At 73.3% G+C, this 17166-nt stretch carries 13 protein-coding genes; 6 read left to right on the top strand and 7 right to left on the bottom strand.

The genetic code is table 11. From position 1 onward, the window contains the following. Positions 1 to 8: 8 nt before the first annotated feature. The 3 genes from BXY45_RS03110 to BXY45_RS03100 all read right to left on the bottom strand — a co-directional run bounded on the left by BXY45_RS03110 (position 9) and on the right by BXY45_RS03100 (position 4477). A complete protein-coding gene (locus BXY45_RS03110; protein WP_170131291.1) occupies positions 9 to 1649 on the bottom strand; it encodes a putative bifunctional diguanylate cyclase/phosphodiesterase in 1641 nt (546 codons plus the stop codon). Positions 1650 to 1810: 161 nt separating this feature from the next. Beyond that, on the bottom strand, positions 1811 to 2680 hold the full coding sequence (locus tag BXY45_RS03105; protein WP_218566879.1) for an alpha/beta fold hydrolase: 870 nt from the start codon (positions 2678 to 2680) through the stop codon (positions 1811 to 1813). Between the two features lie 267 nt (positions 2681 to 2947). Next, entirely contained in the window at positions 2948 to 4477 is a 1530-nt protein-coding gene (locus tag BXY45_RS03100) for a CCA tRNA nucleotidyltransferase (protein WP_245961620.1), read from the bottom strand. A gap of 71 nt (positions 4478 to 4548) precedes the next feature. Between BXY45_RS03100 and BXY45_RS03095 the strand changes: the two genes are divergently transcribed. From BXY45_RS03095 to trxA, 6 genes are all read left to right on the top strand, one after another. Further along, positions 4549 to 5067, top strand: a complete 519-nt coding sequence (locus BXY45_RS03095) for an NUDIX hydrolase (protein WP_109772839.1) — start codon at positions 4549 to 4551, stop codon at positions 5065 to 5067. Then, entirely contained in the window at positions 5060 to 7531 is a 2472-nt protein-coding gene (locus tag BXY45_RS03090; RefSeq protein ID WP_109772838.1) for a DUF6049 family protein, read from the top strand. The genes BXY45_RS03095 and BXY45_RS03090 overlap by 8 nt, the downstream gene beginning before the upstream one ends. Then, entirely contained in the window at positions 7524 to 9161 is a 1638-nt protein-coding gene (gene murJ, locus BXY45_RS03085) for a murein biosynthesis integral membrane protein MurJ (RefSeq protein ID WP_146211060.1), read from the top strand. The genes BXY45_RS03090 and murJ overlap by 8 nt, the downstream gene beginning before the upstream one ends. Before the next feature lie 276 nt (positions 9162 to 9437). Then, the gene (locus BXY45_RS03080; RefSeq protein ID WP_146211059.1) at positions 9438 to 11732 is read left to right on the top strand and encodes a protein kinase family protein; all 2295 of its coding nucleotides are present in this window, start codon (positions 9438 to 9440) and stop codon (positions 11730 to 11732) included. 96 nt (positions 11733 to 11828) lie between these two features. Beyond that, a complete protein-coding gene (trxB, locus tag BXY45_RS03075; protein ID WP_109772835.1) occupies positions 11829 to 12830 on the top strand; it encodes a thioredoxin-disulfide reductase in 1002 nt (333 codons plus the stop codon). A gap of 47 nt (positions 12831 to 12877) precedes the next feature. Further along, on the top strand, positions 12878 to 13201 hold the full coding sequence (gene trxA / locus BXY45_RS03070; protein WP_109772834.1) for a thioredoxin: 324 nt from the start codon (positions 12878 to 12880) through the stop codon (positions 13199 to 13201). A 111-nt stretch (positions 13202 to 13312) separates the two neighbouring features. Here trxA and BXY45_RS03065 read toward each other — a convergent pair whose 3' ends face one another. From BXY45_RS03065 to BXY45_RS03050, 4 genes are read right to left on the bottom strand one after another with little or no spacing between them, the layout of a single operon-like run. Next, positions 13313 to 13951, bottom strand: coding sequence for a GNAT family N-acetyltransferase (locus BXY45_RS03065; RefSeq protein WP_109772833.1), 639 nt, complete (start codon positions 13949 to 13951; stop codon positions 13313 to 13315). Between the two features lie 19 nt (positions 13952 to 13970). Next, a complete protein-coding gene (locus tag BXY45_RS03060) occupies positions 13971 to 15197 on the bottom strand; it encodes a ParB/RepB/Spo0J family partition protein (RefSeq protein WP_109772954.1) in 1227 nt (408 codons plus the stop codon). Further along, positions 15194 to 16480 (bottom strand): ParA family protein, encoded by a 1287-nt coding sequence (locus BXY45_RS03055; RefSeq protein WP_425468301.1) that lies wholly within the window; start codon positions 16478 to 16480, stop codon positions 15194 to 15196. The genes BXY45_RS03060 and BXY45_RS03055 overlap by 4 nt, the downstream gene beginning before the upstream one ends. Next, complete coding sequence (locus tag BXY45_RS03050) at positions 16383 to 17123, bottom strand: 16S rRNA (guanine(527)-N(7))-methyltransferase RsmG (RefSeq protein ID WP_109772952.1); 741 nt, start codon at positions 17121 to 17123, stop codon at positions 16383 to 16385. Before BXY45_RS03050 ends, BXY45_RS03055 begins: the two co-directional genes overlap by 98 nt. Positions 17124 to 17166 lie beyond the last annotated feature (43 nt).

Here is a 17166-nt window from a genome sequence, read left to right as displayed (position 1 = left end):
GGAACACCTCACCAGCGGAGCGCCTCCGCGGGTACCGGTTTGCTGAACAAGTACCCCTGACCCACGTGACAGCCCAGCTCGGTCAGTACGTCTCGCTGGTCGACCGTCTCCACGCCTTCAGCCACGCTCGTGAGGCCGAGGGCGTGGGCGAGCTGAATGCAGCCGGTCACGATCGCGCGGTCGCCCGCGTCACGGGCGACCCCGGCGACGAAGGACCTGGCGACCTTCAGCTCATGCACGGGGAAGCGCCGGAGGTAGGTGAGGCTGGCGTAGCCGGTGCCGAAGTCGTCCACGGCGATCCTCGCTCCCAGGTCGACCAGTCGCCCGAGCGTCGTGGCGGCCGCGTCGGGATCGAGCATCAGTGCCGTCTCGGTGATCTCGAGCACGAGCTGCGAAGCAGGCACCCCGTGGCGGGCGAGCACGGAAGCCACGGTTCGCGGCAGGTCCGGGTCGGCGAGCTGCCGCGCCGAGACGTTGATGCTCATCTCCAGGTGCCGGCCTGCGGCGTTCCACGCGGCGGCCTGCGCGACACCGGCCTCGACGCCCGTGGTGCTCCCGGTGGCCAGCTCGACCCGCGGCTGGTGGTGCAGGCGCAGCTGACCCTCGGCGATCCCGTGGCGCAGCTGCTCCAGCAGCCGGAGGCGGTCCGCGACGGGATCAGCAGCCGCGGGGTCGTGGACCCGCCACCCGCTGCGACCGCTGCGCTTCACCTGGTACATGGCGGCGTCGGCACGGCTCAGGAGCGCCTCGGCCCGCGCCTCGGGCTCCCTCGGCTGCGTCACGTCGTCACTGGACCGAGCCACGCCGATGCTGGCCGAGACGAGCACCTCGACGCCGCCGATGACGACCGGCCGGGCCAGCGCGGCGAGCAATCGATCACACACGTCGGCGACCACGGCGTCGTCGTCGCCACCTGCGAGGGGATCCACCACGATGAACTCGTCCCCAGCGAACCGCGCCAGCACCGCCGCGGGATCGGTCGTCGCACGCAGCCGCTCAGCGACCTCGACCAGCAGAGCGTCACCTCCGGCATGGCCGATGCTGTCGTTGACCTGCTTGAAGCCGTCGAGGTCGATGAAGAAGACCACCGGTCCACGTGGTGGGGACAGGCGCGTGAGCGTCCCCTGCGCCGGCTGCTCCTCGCCTCTCGACAGCACCGCGAGCAGGCTGGCGTCCAGGCCCCGGCGGTTGAGCAAGCCCGTGACCTGGTCGTGGTGGGCGAGGTGCTTCAGGCCCGCCTCCGCCTGAGCGCTGCGCTCCTCCGAGGCCTCGGCGCGGCGCTTGGCTGCCAGGAGGTCTTCCTCGTAGCGCCGTCGAGCGGACGCCCCGAACAGCGCCACGAGCACGAGCTCCCCACGTGCCGCGCCGCCATCGTGCGGTGCAGCAGGACCGGCCACCGGCTGCAGGCGCGATGCCGTGAGGAAGGCGGCCCGTCGCACTCCCCCGGCACCGAGCACCTCCAGGGAGACCTCCTCCACATGACCTGCGGCGTCGAGCTTGGGCAGGCAGTGGGTGCTCCACAGGATGCGATCACCGATGGGGAGTAGCCGAGCGAAGGCGGTCCCCACGACCAGGGTGTGGTCAAGACCCGTCCAGTCCCAGAAGGTCTGGTTCGCCTCCACGACCGTGCCTGCAGACGGGTCCAGCACGAGCTGAGGGCACGGCGAGCAGTTCCACAGCCGTGTGCCCCAGGAATTGTCGCGAGCGGACGGTTCCACGGGAACCCTCGCCGCACCCGGAAGCAGTCCGCCGTCGTCGCCGTGGCGCGATGGCGCCGGCACCACCGGGACGGCAGTGGAGCGCAGCCGGCTCATCCCCCGGTACGCCCTGGTGGGAAGGCTGAGCCACCACCGGCCCGACGGGCCTCGAGCGCTCCCAGGAAGCGGTAGATGGCCGCTGACGTCTCGGCGGGCGCACTGATGTGTGGGCAGTGGCCCGTGGCTTCGAGCCGGACGAGCTCACCCGCCGGCAGTGCGTCGGCAGTGGCCTCACCCACCGCCTCCGGAGCCAGCGCGTCGTGGCGGCACTGCAGCACGAGGACCGGCGCGCTGACATGGGGGAGCACCGCGCGCGAGTCGGACAGGAAGATGGCTCCGGCGAAGGTGCGCGCTGCGTCCGGGTGCGTACCGAGGAAGCTCTCGGTGAGCTCCCCGCCCAGCTCGGGCGACTGGGGCGTCCCCATGACGACGGGTGCCATCGCCGCCGACCACGCGTAGTAGTTGCTGTCGAGTGAGGCGAGCAGTTCCGTGACGTCCTCCTGTGAGAAGCCGCCCACGTAATCGGTCGCCGGGTCGTCCACGTACCGCGGCGACGGCGCGACGAGCACCAGCGATGCGAAGCGCTCCGGCTCGGCGACTGCGGCGAGCAAGCCGATCATGGAGCTCACCGAGTGGCCGACGAACGTCACGTCCACCGGGCCCAGTGCCGCGCACACGTCGAGGACGTCCTCGGCGTAGCCGGTCAGCGTCGCGTGCCGCTCGTGGTCGAACTGGCTGACGTCCGTGGACCCGGAGCCGAGGTGGTCGAAGGTGATGACGCGGTGGTCGGGGAAGTGGGGGAGCAGACGCGACCAGGCGGCCTGTCCGCCTCCGAAGCCGTGCGCCAGGAGCAGCACGGGACCGCGTGGATCCCCGTGCTCGGTGACCCGGTGAGGTGCCAGGACGTCTGCGGCAGCGGGCACGGAACGGTCCCGCTGGGGAAGGGTCGACCGGACGAGACCGTCGCGGAGCGGGGTGCTGGGCAGCGCTGACACGGTCGAGTGCCTCCTGGGCCGGAGCCGGGCACCTGTCCGATCCTTCGCCTCCAGCGTCGCCACGCAGGGGTAGCGACCTTGAGGGGCGTGCGGAACATCCACTCGGGCAGCGCAACGGACGCGGAGGGCCGGTGATCCGCGTGGAACACCGGCCCTGGCGCAGCGGTCCGTCGTCGTCGACGGAAGCAGGAAGCCTCAGGCGTCGGGCGTCTGCGACTCCGGCTGCTCCGCCCACCACCGCAGCAGCTCGGCGCGCGCGCCGTCCTCACCCAGCAGACCGTCGTCGAGGCGCACCTGGAGCAGGTGCTTGTAGGCGCGCCCCACCACCGGGCCGGGCTTGACGCCCAGGATCCGCATGATGGCGGCGCCATCGAGCTCAGGCCGGACCGCGTCGAGCTGCTCCTGCTCGCGGATCGCGGCGATGCGGTCTTCCAGGTCGTCGTAGGTGCGTTGCAGCTGCTCCGCGCGGCGCTTGTTGCGCGTGGTGGAGTCAGCGCGGGTGAGCGCGTGCAGGCGGGGGAGCAGCGGACCGGCGTCGGTGACGTAGCGGCGCACCGCCGAGTCGGTCCACGTACCGCCGCCGTACCCGTGGAACCGCAGGTGCAGCTCGACCAGGCGCGCGACCTGCTTGGTGGTCTCCTTGTCGAACTTCAGCTCCTTGAGCCGGCGAGCCGTCATCTTCGCCCCGACCACCTCGTGGTGGTGGAAGCTCACGCCGCCACCGGGCTCGAAGCGTCGCGTGGGCGGCTTGCCGATGTCGTGCAGCAGCGCCGCCAGCCGCAGCACCACGTCGGGTCCGTCGGCGTTCAGCCCGTAGCGCGGCTCCAGCTCGATCGCCTGCCGCAGCACCGTGAGGGAGTGCTCGTAGACGTCCTTGTGGCGGTGGTGCTCGTCGACCTCCAGCTGCAGCGCCGGCAGTTCGGGCAGGACGACGGCAGCCAGGCCCGCGTCGACCAGCACGCGCAGCCCAGGCACCGGGTCGGTGGCACGGAGCAGCTTGACCAGCTCCGCCTGCACGCGCTCGGCCGAGACGATCGAGAGTCGCGACGCCATGGCTGCGGCTGCCGCGAGCGCGTCGGGCGCCAGGTCGAAGCCGAGCTGCGCGGCGAAGCGGGCGCCGCGCATCATGCGCAGCGGGTCGTCGTCGAAAGACCGCTCGGGGGCGATCGGCGTGCGCAGGTACCCGGCGGCGAGGTCCTCCAGACCGTCGAAGGGGTCGACGAAGACCCCGTCGGGCAGGTGCAGCGCCATGGCGTTGACGGTGAAGTCGCGGCGGGACAGGTCGCCCTCGAGGGTGTCACCGAAGGCGACGACCGGCTTGCGGCTCTCCGGGTCGTAGACGTCGGAGCGGTAGGTGGTGACTTCGACGACGACGGGGGCCGCGGAGCGGGCGCGCGCTCCGATGGTCCCGAAGGCGCGGCCGGCGTCCCACGTGGAACTGCCCCACGCGGCGAGGATCCGCTCGGTCTGCTCGGGACGGGCCGACGTGGCGAAGTCGAGGTCGAACTCCCCCTCACCACCGAGCCGGTCGAGCAGGGCGTCGCGCACGGAGCCGCCGACCAGGGCCAACTCGTGGCCCTCGGCGGCGAACCGGCGTCCCAGCTCCGCGGCCGCCGGGGCGACCCGAGCGAGCTCCTCGAGCACGCGACGCTCCGCCGCGACGACGGCGTCGGAGCGTTCCCCCGAGGGCTCCCCCTGCGGGCTCTTGTCGATGGGGCCGTTCACGGCGCGGATCCACTGGCGAGGCGCGACACGAGCGTCAAGGCTGCCAGAGGTCCCGTAGTTACAGTGGCGGCATGTCCCCCGGTGAGCGTCGACCGACGCCGGGACGACGCCGTCAGGGCGAGGGCCGCAACGGATGGCGTCATGGCGGACGCACCGTGGAGGAGGTCTCCGCGGGCGGCATCGTGGTGGAGACGTCCACCGGTGAGGCCAGGGCCGCGCTCATCGCCCGCCTCAACCGCGCCGGTCGCCTGGAGTGGTGCCTGCCCAAGGGCCACCTCGAGGGCGACGAGACGCCGCAGGAGGCCGCGGTCCGCGAGGTCGCCGAGGAGACCGGCATTACCGGCGTGGTGGTGGGGGAGCTCGGCACCATCGACTACTGGTTCTCCGTGGAGGGCCGCCGGATCCACAAGACGGTTCACCATTACCTGCTCGAGGCCACGGGGGGAGCGATCAGCGTGGAAGGTGATCCGGACGCGGAAGCTGTCGAGGCTGCCTGGGTCCCCGTGGCCGAGCTTGGCAAGCGGCTGGCCTTCTCCAACGAGCGTCGGATCGCTCGCGCCGCGAGCGAGCTGCTCGCCAGCGGTGGCTGAGCCTGTGGGCCCCGGACGGCCGCGGCTCGTCGTCCTCCTGGGAGCGGCGGCGCTGGCCCTGGCTCCCGCCGCCCTGGCTCCCACCGCTCTCGCCCCGGCCGCCCTGGCCAGTCCGGTGGATACCGGGGTTCCTGCCGTGGTCGTCGGCCACAGCGGTATCGGCCTGGAGCTCACACAGATCGGTCCGGCGGCGCTGGTCCCCGGCTCGCAGCTCGTGGTCCGCGTCCAGGTGGTCAACACCAGTGCCAGTCCCCTGGTTGGCGCGCGGGCGCGCCTGTTCGTCAACTCGCCTGTGCTGGCCGACCGCAAGGCCGTCGACGCCTGGGCTGCGGGGCAGGGGGTCCAGGGCGGAGACCGCTTTGCCGGGGTCGACGGCGCCGAGCAGCCGCTGGGTCAGACGCTGGCCCCGGGCGAGGGCATGGAGGTCACCTTCACCGTCGACGCTGACCAGCTCGCGCTCGGGCCGGACTTCGGCGTGCGGGGAGTCACCGTCGACGTCCTCGATTCCTCCCTGCAGCGCCTCACCGCGCTGCGAACCTTCGTCGTCTGGGCTCCCCCGGGCAGCGTCCCGACGCCCGCGGCCTTTACCGTGGTCGCGCCGGTGACCGCGGGACCTCCTGACGTGGACACCGGGCAGCTCCCCGAGGCCCGAGTGGAGGAGCAACGAGACAGGCTCACGCGGGTGCTGCAGGCGATGTCCCTGCCCGGCACGACCCCCGTGGTCGACCCGGCCCTGCTCGGCCCGTTCGCTGTGCCGACGCAGCAGAGCACGACGCCCCCGTCCTCGGGCAGCACGTCGAGCCCGAGTGGCACGCCCAGCGGAACTCCGGGCACCGGTTCCAGCAGCTCCCCCACCGACTCCACCACGACTCCCCCGCCCGCCTCCACTCCAGCGCAGAGCGCCTCGCCCAACTTCAGCGCCAGCGGCACCACGGCACCCTCGGCGTCCTCCGCACCCTCGGATGGGGAAGGCACCGGTGACGTTCCGGAGCTCAGGGAAGGCACCGAGGGCGAGGAGTCCCCGGAAGTGCAGGCGTGGCTGACCGCACTGGCCGCGAGGACCAGCGGCGCCAGCGTGGTGCTGCCGCGCGGTGATACCGACGTCGTCGCGGCGGCCGCCGCTCAGACCGACGACCTCGTGGGGCTGGCGGTGGCTCAGTCCTCCGAGGAGCTGGACGGCGACGACGACGGCACGCTCCTGTGGCCGGTGGACCCCGGCTCCGCGCCTGCGGCTTCCCTGGTCGTCCAGTCCGCGGCGACGACGCGCGCCACTGGAGACCCGGCTCAGGTGCCGGCGGTGCTGGTGTCCTCCTCGCTGGTCCCGGGAGCGGCTACGGCCAGCGGATGGTCGCCCGCCACGGCTGTTCTCACGGCCACCGCCCCTGACGGCAACCCGGTGAGCGCGACAGGTGTCTTGGTCGACACCACCGATTCGGCGCGGGTCGCGGCCGCCACCGACGAGGCGGACGACGACGGGAGCAACGGGAGCAACGGCGCCGGGGGGACCAACGGAAACGGGCAGGCCGAGACGTCGGCACGCCTGCTGGCGGACACGGCGGTCGCGGCGGCCGGCGGCGGCGGCGTGGTGCTCGCTCTCCCGAGGGACTGGTCGCCCTCCCCGACGGCCGTCGCGGCAGTCCTCGGCCCGGCCGGGAGTGCCCCGTGGGTGCGCAGCACGTCGCTGCCCGACCTGCTCGCAGCCCCCGGGTCAGGACAGTTCACCGTGACCGACGCGGGTGACGGCAGCGCCGATCCCAGCAGCGCAGGAGCGCCTTTGGACGCCGCTGGGCTGCGGACCGCGATGGACGCGGTCTCCGCTGCCAGCACCATGGCGACGCTGGTGCCCACCGAGCAGCGCCAGCAACTGCTGGCGCCGGTGCAGAGCAGCGCCACGGCAGCCGCTTCCGTGGGGTGGCGTGCGGACCCCGGTGCCTGGCGCTCAGCCCTGGACGCTCTCGCGGAGCGCACCGAGTGGCTGCGCAGCGGCATCGAGATCGTGCCGACCCCCCTCACGGCGGTCTCCGAGAACGTCAGCCTGCCGGTGATCGTGCGCAACAACCTTCCGGTTGCCGTGACGGTGCGTGTGGAGCTGAGCTCCACCAACCTGCGACTGGTCCCAGGCCCACCGGTCGAGAAGCTCATCGCCCCCGGATCGCAGGAGAGCGTCCCGCTGCCGGTGCGTGCCTCGGCCAGCGGCGACACGCTGGTGACGGTGTACCTCACCGACGCGCAGGGGACCCGGGTCGGAAAGCCCGCGCCGGTGCGCGTCATGGTCCGAGCCGACTGGGAAGGCCGGGGCGTGGCGATCGCCGCCGGCGTCGTCGGGCTGGTGCTCGTCGGGGGGCTCGCCCGCACCGTGGTGCGCGTCAAGCGCCGTCCCGCTCCCCCCGTCGTGAGGTCCGCCGAGGAGGCCGACACCACTCGCACGGCTGCCCGCCGACCCGAGGAGACACCCCGTGGCTGAAGCGCGTTCCGATCGCCGATCCCTCAGAGGAGCGGCGCTGGGGCGCGCCAGTGCGGTGATGGCGGCGGGGACGGCGGTCTCCCGCGTGCTCGGCTTCGTGCGAGCGGCAGTCCTGGCGCTCGTCATCGGTGGTGTCCTGACGGCAGGGGGGAACGCGTTCACCCTCGCCAACACCATCCCCACCAATCTGTACCTGCTGATCGCAGGGGGCGTGCTCAACGCCGTCCTGGTGCCGCAGGTGGTGCGGGCCATGCAACGGCCCGACGGCGGCGCGGAGTACCTCGACAGGCTCGTCACCGCCGCGGTGGCGGTGCTCGCCACTGCCACGCTGCTGCTGACCCTCGCCTCACCGGCCATCGTGTGGCTGTTCTCCACGGAGTCTCCGGGGGAGATGCGACCACTGGCGATCGCCTTCGCGTTCTGGTGCCTCCCCCAGGTTTTCTTCTACGCGCTGTACACGCTGCTCGGTCAGATCCTCAACGCCAAGGGCCACTTCGGGGCCTACATGTGGGCGCCGGTCGTCAACAACGTTGTCGCGCTCGCGGGCCTCGGTGCCTTCGTGCTGGCCTTCGGCCGCGTCAGCGAGACAACTCCTGCAGATGCCTGGACCCCCGCGCAGATCGCCGTCCTGGCCGGCAGCTCGACGCTGGGCGTCGTCGCGCAGGCGCTGATCCTCCTGGTGCCGCTCCGGCGCGCAGGCGTACGCCTGCGCCCGCGCTGGGGGGTCCGCGGCATGGGCCTGCGCACCGCGGGGAAGGTCGCCGGCTGGACCTTTGGAGCGCTGCTCCTGAGCCAGGGAACGGCCCTCGTCGTCAGCAACGTGACGACGTCGGTCCCCGACGACAGCGGGGCGGGAAACTACGCGTGGGCCAACGCCTTCTTGCTCTTCATGCTCCCCCACTCACTGGTCACGGTCTCGCTCGTGACGGCGCTCTTCACACGGATGAGCGCCGCCGCCGCAAGAGGGGCCCTGGAGGAGCTTCGGGCTGATGTCTCATCAGCCATGCGCACGGTGGGCGTCGCGATGGTCCTCGCCACGGCAGGTCTGATCGTCACGGCTGACGCCGCAGGCGTGCTCCTCGGAGGCGGTCGCGCCCAGCCGGGCCGTGCTCTGGGAGCCGTCGTCGCGGTCGCGGCGCTGGGCCTCGTGCCGTTCAGCGCCACCTACCTCGTCCAACGAGGCTTCTATGCCCTCGAGGACGCACGCACCCCGTTCTTCGTCCAGTGCCTCGCGACGTTCCTGTGGGTGAGCGGGTCCTTGGCCTCGTTCCTCCTCCCGCCGGAGCACCGCGTCGTCGGAGTGGCCGCATCCCTCGCGGTGTCGCAGTGGGCGGGTGCTCTGGCGGGCCTGGTCGCCCTGCACCGCCGCCTCGGTGGTGTCGATGCCGCCCGCATCGCCTCGACCCATGTCCGGCTGCTCGTCATCGGTGCACTGGCGACGGCAGCCGGCCTGCTCGCCGTCCGGCCGCTCGACGGTCTACTAGAGCGCAGCTACGTCGGTGCGGCGGCGCTGGCCGTGATCGGTGGCGGCGTCGTCGTCCTCGTCTACGGGGCTGGGCTGGCGGTGCTCCGCGTCGAGGAGGTGCGCCCGCTGCTGCGCCGCCTGCCCGGCCCCTTGCGCCGCCCCTGACCGAACCAGCACCACCACGACACGCCGGGCGCGACACCGGACAGACGAGGACGAAGCGCGGCGAACCACCACGACCCGCCGGAGCGGACCCGCCGATCGGCCGTGTCTCCACCACGGCAGTCTTCGAGGTCCGACGGACCGAAGCTGATCCGCCGTACGATTCCGTGGTTGGTTGATTGCGCTCCGGATACACCGGTGCGTCCTGGAGCACCGATGAGGGGCGCTGACGTGGCTGATGGAGCGATGCGGACCCCACGCGACGGTGGAACCCACCCGGTGAGCCCCTCCACGACGGACGGCGCCTCCTCGGCGCGCAGCACGGTGAGGACGAGGACGACGGCCGGCTCCCCCGGCTCGGTCGGCGTGCTGCTCGATGGGCGCTACCGCCTCCTGCAGCGACGCACCCGCGACGGCGCGGCCGCCACCTGGGACGGCGAAGACGACCAGCTGCTGCGTCCCGTCGTCATCACCGTCGTGTCCGGTCCCACTGCCGCCGAGGCTGTCGACGCCGCCCGCCGCACCGCGACCCTCGAGGACGACCGGCTGCCCCACCTGCTCGACGTCGGGCTCGACCGCGCCGCCGACGGGACCGCCCTCGGCTGGGTGGTCACCGAGCGGCCGCAGGGCCGCACGCTGGCGGAGCTCCTCCGCGAGGCACCGCTGCCCGCCGCCCGGGCGCGCGCCCTCGTCGGTGAGGCCGCAGCCGTGCTGGCGCGCGGAAGCATCTCCGGCTTGCACCACCGCCGCCTGGAGCCTTCCTCCATCGTCCTCACCGCCGACGGCGCCGTGAGCGTCATGGGCCTGGAGGTCGCGGCCGCCGCCGCCGGTGCACCGGCACGCACTCCGGCCGAGTCCGACCGTGAAGATGCCGAAGGCCTCGTGCGCGTGCTGTACGCGGCCCTCACGGGTCTGTGGCCCGCGGGTCGCTGCGGAGCGCTCGGCGCTGCCCCCACGGGTCGCGGCGGCAGCCCGGTCGCCCCGGGGGAGCTGGCTCTCGCGGTGCCGCACGACATGGACGCGCTCTGCGCGACCGTGCTCGGCCCTTACCGCGAAGGCCCGGCCACTCCCGCCGAGGTCGCCTCGGCTCTCGCTCCCTGGGGCAGCTCGGCCGGGCCGGTCACCCGCACCGCCCTCGGCCTTCCCGCCACGCCGGTCGTCATGGCGCGACCGCTGGTGCACGAAGCCGGTGCCCCCGCGAGTTCATGGGGGTCCGCGCCCGCCCAGGTCCGGTTGGGCGGCGACCCCGGCGTGCACTTCGCCGGCCAGCCCGACGAGACGCTTCAGGGCGAAGGTACCCAGCAGGACGACGACGACGACCGCGCCGTGGCCGCGCCCAGCGCCGGCGAGCCCGCTGAGCAGCTGAACGCTGAGCGGGCCGATCAGCCGGCCGTTGCCGTCCTTCCCACCCGCGCCGCACGCCGTGCTGCTCAGCGGCGCGCCGAGCGCGAGGCGGAGCTCGCGGCCGGCGGCGAGGACGCCTTCGAGGCGCTGCTGGGCCCGGTGACCGGTCCCCGCTCAGCCGTCCCGCCGAGCACCGCCGTCCCCACGGCTCCCGGCGCCACTGCTCCGGTGCACTCCGGGCCGGCGGACCGCCAGGAGGTCCGACGCACGCCTCAGGCCCCGTCGAGTCAGGACGCGCACGGTGAGCGGGTCGACCGTCCGACGGCTCCGTTCGGGGCGCCCACCGCGGCAGGGTCGACGATCGCCGCACCCCGGCCTCGCCCCGCGGCGAAGCGACACCCGTCTGCCCCGGTGGAGCCGGTGCGGCTGGCTCCGGGCCCGGTGTCCGCGACCACGCGCAGCTTCTCCGACACCGACGCGACCGACTGGGTCAGCGAAGGCTGGGGGCACGCTCCGGCACGCGCCGGTGCGGCCGAGGAGGAGGCCTACCCGGAGCCGGAGCAGCGGCGCCGCCGGACGCCCGCGCTCGCGGTGCTCGTCGTCCTCGTCCTGGTGCTCCTGGTGGCGGCGGTCGTGCTCGTGCCACGGGTGCCCCAGATCGCCGGGATGCTCGGCATCGCGCCGTCGACCACGTCAGCGGCACCCGCCGCAGGTGCCGCTGCGCCGGGCTCACCGTCCACGGGCGCTGCGGCGGGCGGCGCTCCCAGCGCCGCTGCGCAGGACGGCGGCTCCGTTGCCCTCACGTCCGCGCTGGCGGAAGACCCGTTCGGCGACTCCTCCGAGAACGACGACGCCACCGGCCGGGCGATCGACGGCGACCCGGCCACGTCTTGGCGGTCCAGCACGTACAGCAACCCCGCGCTCGGCAACCTCAAGCGCGGCGTCGGCCTGGCGCTCGTCGTCGGTGACGGCACCACCCCCGCCACGGTGAGCTCCCTGGAGCTGCGCACCGAGGGCACCGGAGGCCGCCTGGAGGTGCGCAGCAGCCCCGACGGCGGCTACGAGGGCAGCACCGTCGTCGCCACGGTGGACGCCGGCACCGACGGTCGCACCGTCGAGGTGCCGCTGGACGAGCCGACCTCGACGACCCACCTGCTGCTGTGGTTCACCGAGCTCCCCCAGACCTCCTCCGGCTTCGCCGCGGCGGTCCAGGAGGTCTCGGCTCGCTGAGGCGGGAACAGACGGGCCCCTACGATCGGTTGAACGACTCGCGCCCCGTGACCAGCAGCGGGACCCGGCGCCACCGCCTTCGAGGGGAGACCCACTGTGCCCGACGACGTCCGCGACCTGGTGATCGTCGGTTCGGGACCAGCAGGGTGGACGGCGGCCATCTACGCGGCCCGCGCCGACCTGCGCCCGGTGGTGATCGCCGGATCGGTGACCGTCGGCGGTGCGTTGATGAACACCACCGAGGTCGAGAACTTCCCCGGCTTCCCCGAGGGCCTCATGGGCCCCGAGCTCATGGAGCGCATGCAGGCGCAGGCCGAGCGGTTCGGCACGGAGGTCGTCTACGACGACGCCGTCGCGCTCGAGCTCACCGGTGACGTCAAGGTGGTCCGCACGGGCCTGGGTGAGACGTACCGCGCGCGCGTCGTCGTCCTGGCCACCGGCTCCGCCTACCGCGAGCTGGGCCTGCCCAACGAGAAGCGGCTCTCCGGCCACGGGGTCTCCTGGTGCGCCACCTGTGACGGCTTCTTCTTCAAGGGCAAGGACGTCGCGGTGGTCGGCGGCGGTGACTCGGCCCTCGAAGAGGCGACGTTTCTGTCGCGCTTCGCGGAGTCCGTGACCCTGGTGCACCGCCGTGACGAGCTGCGCGCCTCCAAGATCATGCAGCGTCGGGCCCAGAACGACCCGAAGATCCGCTACGCCTGGAACAGCGCCGTGGAAGACGTCGTCGGTCAGGACAAGGTGACCGCGCTGCGCCTGCGTGACACCGTCACCGGCGAGCTGTCCGAGCTGCCGGTGTCCGGCGTCTTCGTGGCCATCGGCCACGAGCCCCGCGTCGACCTGTTCCGCGGCCAGGTCGACCTCGACGACAAGGGGTACGTGGCCGTGGAGGGGCGCTCCTCGCGCACCAACCTGCCGGGCGTGTTCGCCTGCGGCGACGTCGTCGACCACGAGTACCGCCAGGCCATCACCGCGGCCGCCTCCGGCACGGTCGCCGCCCTGGACGCCGAGCGCTACCTCGCCGCCCTCGCCGACACCGACTCTCCGCGGGTCGCCGCGGTGGAAGCCGAAGAGGTCGCCGAGGCGACCGCCGTCAGCTGACCCAGACCAACCTTCCAGTACCCCTGCGCAGACCGAAAGGAACCGCCATGAGCGCTCGCGCCGTCACCGACGCCACCTTCGACACCGAGGTGCTCCAGAACGATAAGCCCGTCCTCGTCGACTTCTGGGCCCCCTGGTGCGGCCCGTGCCGCCAGGTCTCCCCGATCATCGAGGAGATCGCCGGTGAGCACGCCGAGGTCCTCGACGTCGTCAAGGTGAACACCGACGAGAACCCGCGCACGTCCGCGGCCTACGGGATCACCTCGATCCCGACCCTCAACGTCTACAAGGGCGGTGAGCTGGTGAAGCAGATCATCGGCGCCCGTCCCAAGCCCGTGCTCGAGCGCGAGCTGGCTGAGTTCATCGGCTGACAGCCACTGACGACGACGAAGGCCCCCGACCTGCTCAGGTCGGGGGCCTTCGTCGTCGTGATGACCTTCAGGGAGCCCTGTGCGTCCCGCTGACGGCTTCGTAGCGCCGGGTCAGACTCCGGAAAGGACTGGGACGCGCGCGCGGCCCAGGATGCGCTCCAGGGCCGCCTCGACGTCCTCACGCCAGGACAGCGCCGTACGCAGCTCCAGCCGCAGCCGCGGGTAGCGGTGGTGGGGTCGCACGACGGTGAAGCCCACCGCCTCGTAGAAGGCCGCGGGCACCATGCACTCGGCGGTCAGGCCGACCCCCTGCCCGGCCAGCTCGGCCCCGGCCACTCCAAACGCCTCGATGGCACGCATGCCGCGCTGCGTGAGGTCCTTGGCGGCGCTCTGGACGAGCATTCGCGCGATGCCACCACCGCGGTGCGCCGGATCCACCCACCCGGTCATGAGCAGGACGGCGTCGCCGCTCACCGGGGAGGTCGGGAACGCCCGCGAGCGCGGGACGTGCACGGGCGGGGCGTAGGTGACGAAGCCCGCCAGCGCGTCGTCGACGTAGGCGACGCGCCCGGCGGTACCCCACTGCAGGAGAACTTCCGACAGCCATGCCTCCTTCTCGAAGGCGGTGCCGCCCCCGGCGACGGCACGCCCCGCCGAGACCGGGTCGAGCTCCCATGCCACGCACCCGCGACAGGGATCGGGAAGGTCGGCCAGCGCCTCGAGGGTCAGCGCGGCGATGCGGCGTGACACGCCACGGCCCCTGCGGCGCTCAGAGGGCGCTGGAGGACTCGTACGGACCTCCAGCGTGCTCAGCGTCGCCCGACGGCGTCTGCGCGACCCCGGCCTCGCCGGGTGCGAGAGACCCGAGGATGCGGTCGAGGTCCTCCAGGGTGGCGAACTCCACCGTCAGACGGCCCTTCTTGGCGCCCATCGCCACGCTGACGCGCGTGTCGAACCTGTCCGACAGGCGCGCGGCGAGGTCGTCCAGAACCGGCGCGGCGGTACGCACCTGCGGGCGTGCCGGGCGAGCGGGACCCACTCCACCGAGCGCGACGAGCTCCTCGGTGGTGCGCACGGACAGACCCTCGGCGACGATGCGCTGCGCGAGCCGCTCCATGGCATCCGCCGTCGGAAGGCCGAGCAGCGCACGGGCGTGACCAGCGGAGAGCACCCCGGCGGCCACACGACGGGCCACCGACGGCGGCAGCCGCAGCAGGCGGATGGTGTTGGAGATCTGCGGGCGCGAGCGCCCGAGGCGTTGGGCCAGGGAGTCGTGCGTGCAGCCGAAGTCGTCGAGGAGCTGCTGGTAGGCGGCGGCCTCTTCGAGCGGGTTCAGGTCCGCGCGGTGGAGGTTCTCCAGCAGCGCGTCGCGCAGCAGGTCCTCGTCGGTGGTGTCGCGGACGATGGCCGGCACAGTCGCCAGGCCCGCGCTCTCCGCGGCGCGCCAGCGCCGCTCGCCCATGACCAGCTCGAACGACATCTGCTCGCCGGGCGGCGGGGCGCTGCCGTCGGCGCGGCGCAGCGGCCGCACCACGACCGGCTGCAGAATGCCGATCTCCTTGACGCTGTGCACGAGCTCGGCGTGCGCGTCCTCGTCGAAGACCTGCCGCGGCTGGCGCGGATTGGGACTGACCGACCCGATCGGCACCTCGGCGAACCACGTGCCGGGGATGGGCAGCAGGTCCTGGTCGGAGGCACCGCCGCGCGCCCCGCGGGCGCCGGGGCGCCGGGGCGCCTGCCAGCTCGACGGGACGGGCGCGCCGTCGCGCAGGTCGATGACGAGGTCGCCGTCGTCGTCGCCGTCCTTCTCCGGACGCACGTCACGCAGCTCGGGACGAGCAAGACGATCCGCGCTACCAGCCCGATCGGCGTGGCGCGCCGTGTAGGGCCGATCGGAGGCGCTGACCGAGCGCAGCTGCCCGGTGACCTCGGGGGAGACGGCGTCGGGGATGAGGGCTCCCAGGCCCCGCCCCAGTCCGCGCTTGCGCTCGGTCACGAGCGGGGCTCCGCGGCCCGGCCGCGGCCGGCGGTGCGCCGGTCGGGAGTCCACGATCCGCGCAGGTCGAGGGGACCGGTGCGCAGGTCGACGACGTTCGCCGGCTCCTCGGGGGCAGCAGCCGTCATCGCCGGCTCCGGAGACCCTGCCTCAGGGGCCACCTCTTCGGTGGCCTCCGGCGCCGCCTCGGTCCCTGCCTGGGCCTGCGCGAGCGCGGCCAGGCGCGCCTGGTGGCCCTCGGCGAGCTCACGGGCCGCCTGGAGGTAGGAGAGCGCCCCGGAGTTGCCTGGGTCGTACGTCATGACGGTCTCGCCGTGGCTGGGCGCCTCGGAGATCCGCACCGAGCGCGGGATGGTCGTGTCGAGCACGCGGTCCGGGAAGGCACGGCGCACCTCCTCGGCCACCTCTCGCGCCAGGCGGGTGCGGGCGTCGTACATCGTGAGCAGGATGGTGCTGATCTCCAGCTCGGGGTTCAGCGACCGCTGCACCAGGCCGATGTTGTTCCGCAGCTGCGTCAGGCCCTCCAGCGCGTAGTACTCGCACTGGATGGGGATGAGCACCTCGCGGGCCGCGACCAGCGCGTTCAGGGTGATCAGCCCCAGGCTGGGCGGGCAGTCCATCAGCACGTAGTCGAGCCGGGGCAGGCCCTGCTCCTCGCGCTGGGCGATGTAGTCGGCCAGCGCACCGTGCAGCAGCGAGACGCGCGCCACCATGTCGGACTCGGCAGCCAGCTCCATCTCCGCGCCGGCCAGGTCGATGCTCGCGGGGCAGACCTCCAGGCCGGCCACGTCGGGACACTGGCGGATCGCCTCGGACAGCGCCAGGCCCTCGACGAGCACCTCATAGGTACCGGGGGTGCGGTCCTCGTGGGCCACACCGAGCGCGGTGGACGCGTTGCCCTGCGGGTCGACGTCGAGCACGAGCACCTGCAGGCCGCACTGCGCGAGCGCGGCGGCGAGGTTGACGGCGCTGGTGGTCTTGCCGACGCCGCCCTTCTGGTTGGCGATGGTCAGCACCCGGGTGGCCGGTGGCTTGGGCAACGTGCGCCCGCGCAGCCGGATCCGCCGCCGGGCGTCCTCACCGGCCTGGCGCGCCAGCGGTGTGTCCTCGCCCGACTCGGGGATCGCCTGCGCGAGCAGCGCCCTGCGGGCCAGCTCCTCGTCGTCGGGCGTCCTGGCGGACTGCTCAGCGACGTGGCTTCCGCGCGTGCTGCCGCGCCGCTCGTGATCGACCACTGACGTCCTCTCCGCCTCGCGAACCTCCAGCCGGGTGAAGGGCGGCACCCACAGTAACGCTCACCACGGTCGTCGGGACCGGGACGACTCCGGCACCCACCTCCAGCACCTGCACGTCCAGGCCGCCCAGACGTGCCAGAGCGGACCCGGCGGCGCGGACCTCCTCGGCAGCGCTGCGCCCCTTGAGGGCCAGGAGCAGGCCGTCGCGGCGGGCCAGCGGAAGGCACCACCCGGCCAGCCGCTCCAGCGGGGCCACCGCCCGCGCGGTCACCACGTCAGCGGGCGGAAGGGCACCCGGGCGACCGGGGGCCACCTCTTCGGCGCGTGCCCGCACCACCCTGACGCGCCGCTCGATCCCGAGGTCGTCCACGACCTCGGTGAGCCAGATCGCGCGGCGCTCCAGAGGCTCCACCAGGACGACCGTGGCGTCCGGGCGGGCCAGCGCCAGGCACAGGCCCGGCAGTCCGGCCCCGCTGCCGACGTCGACGACGAGCGCCGCGGGCGGCAACAGCTCGCCCACGACGGCGCAGTTGAGCACGTGCCGCTCCCACAGGCGCGGAACCTCCCGCGGACCCACCAGGCCGCGCTCGACGGCCGTGGTGGCGAGGTGCCCCGCGTAGCGCCGCGCCAGGTCGACCTCGGCCCCGAAGACCGTCGCGACGGCCTCGCGCAGCTCCTCGGGCTCGGCCAGTACCCCGGGCGCGTCGCCCGGCTGCTGAGCCGGAATCTCGCCC

Source organism: Quadrisphaera granulorum, assembly GCF_003149145.1.
Classification (GTDB): domain Bacteria; phylum Actinomycetota; class Actinomycetes; order Actinomycetales; family Quadrisphaeraceae; genus Quadrisphaera; species Quadrisphaera granulorum.
The sequence above is the reverse complement of the archived record's forward strand: the minus strand, read 5'-3'. Positions and strand labels throughout refer to the sequence as shown.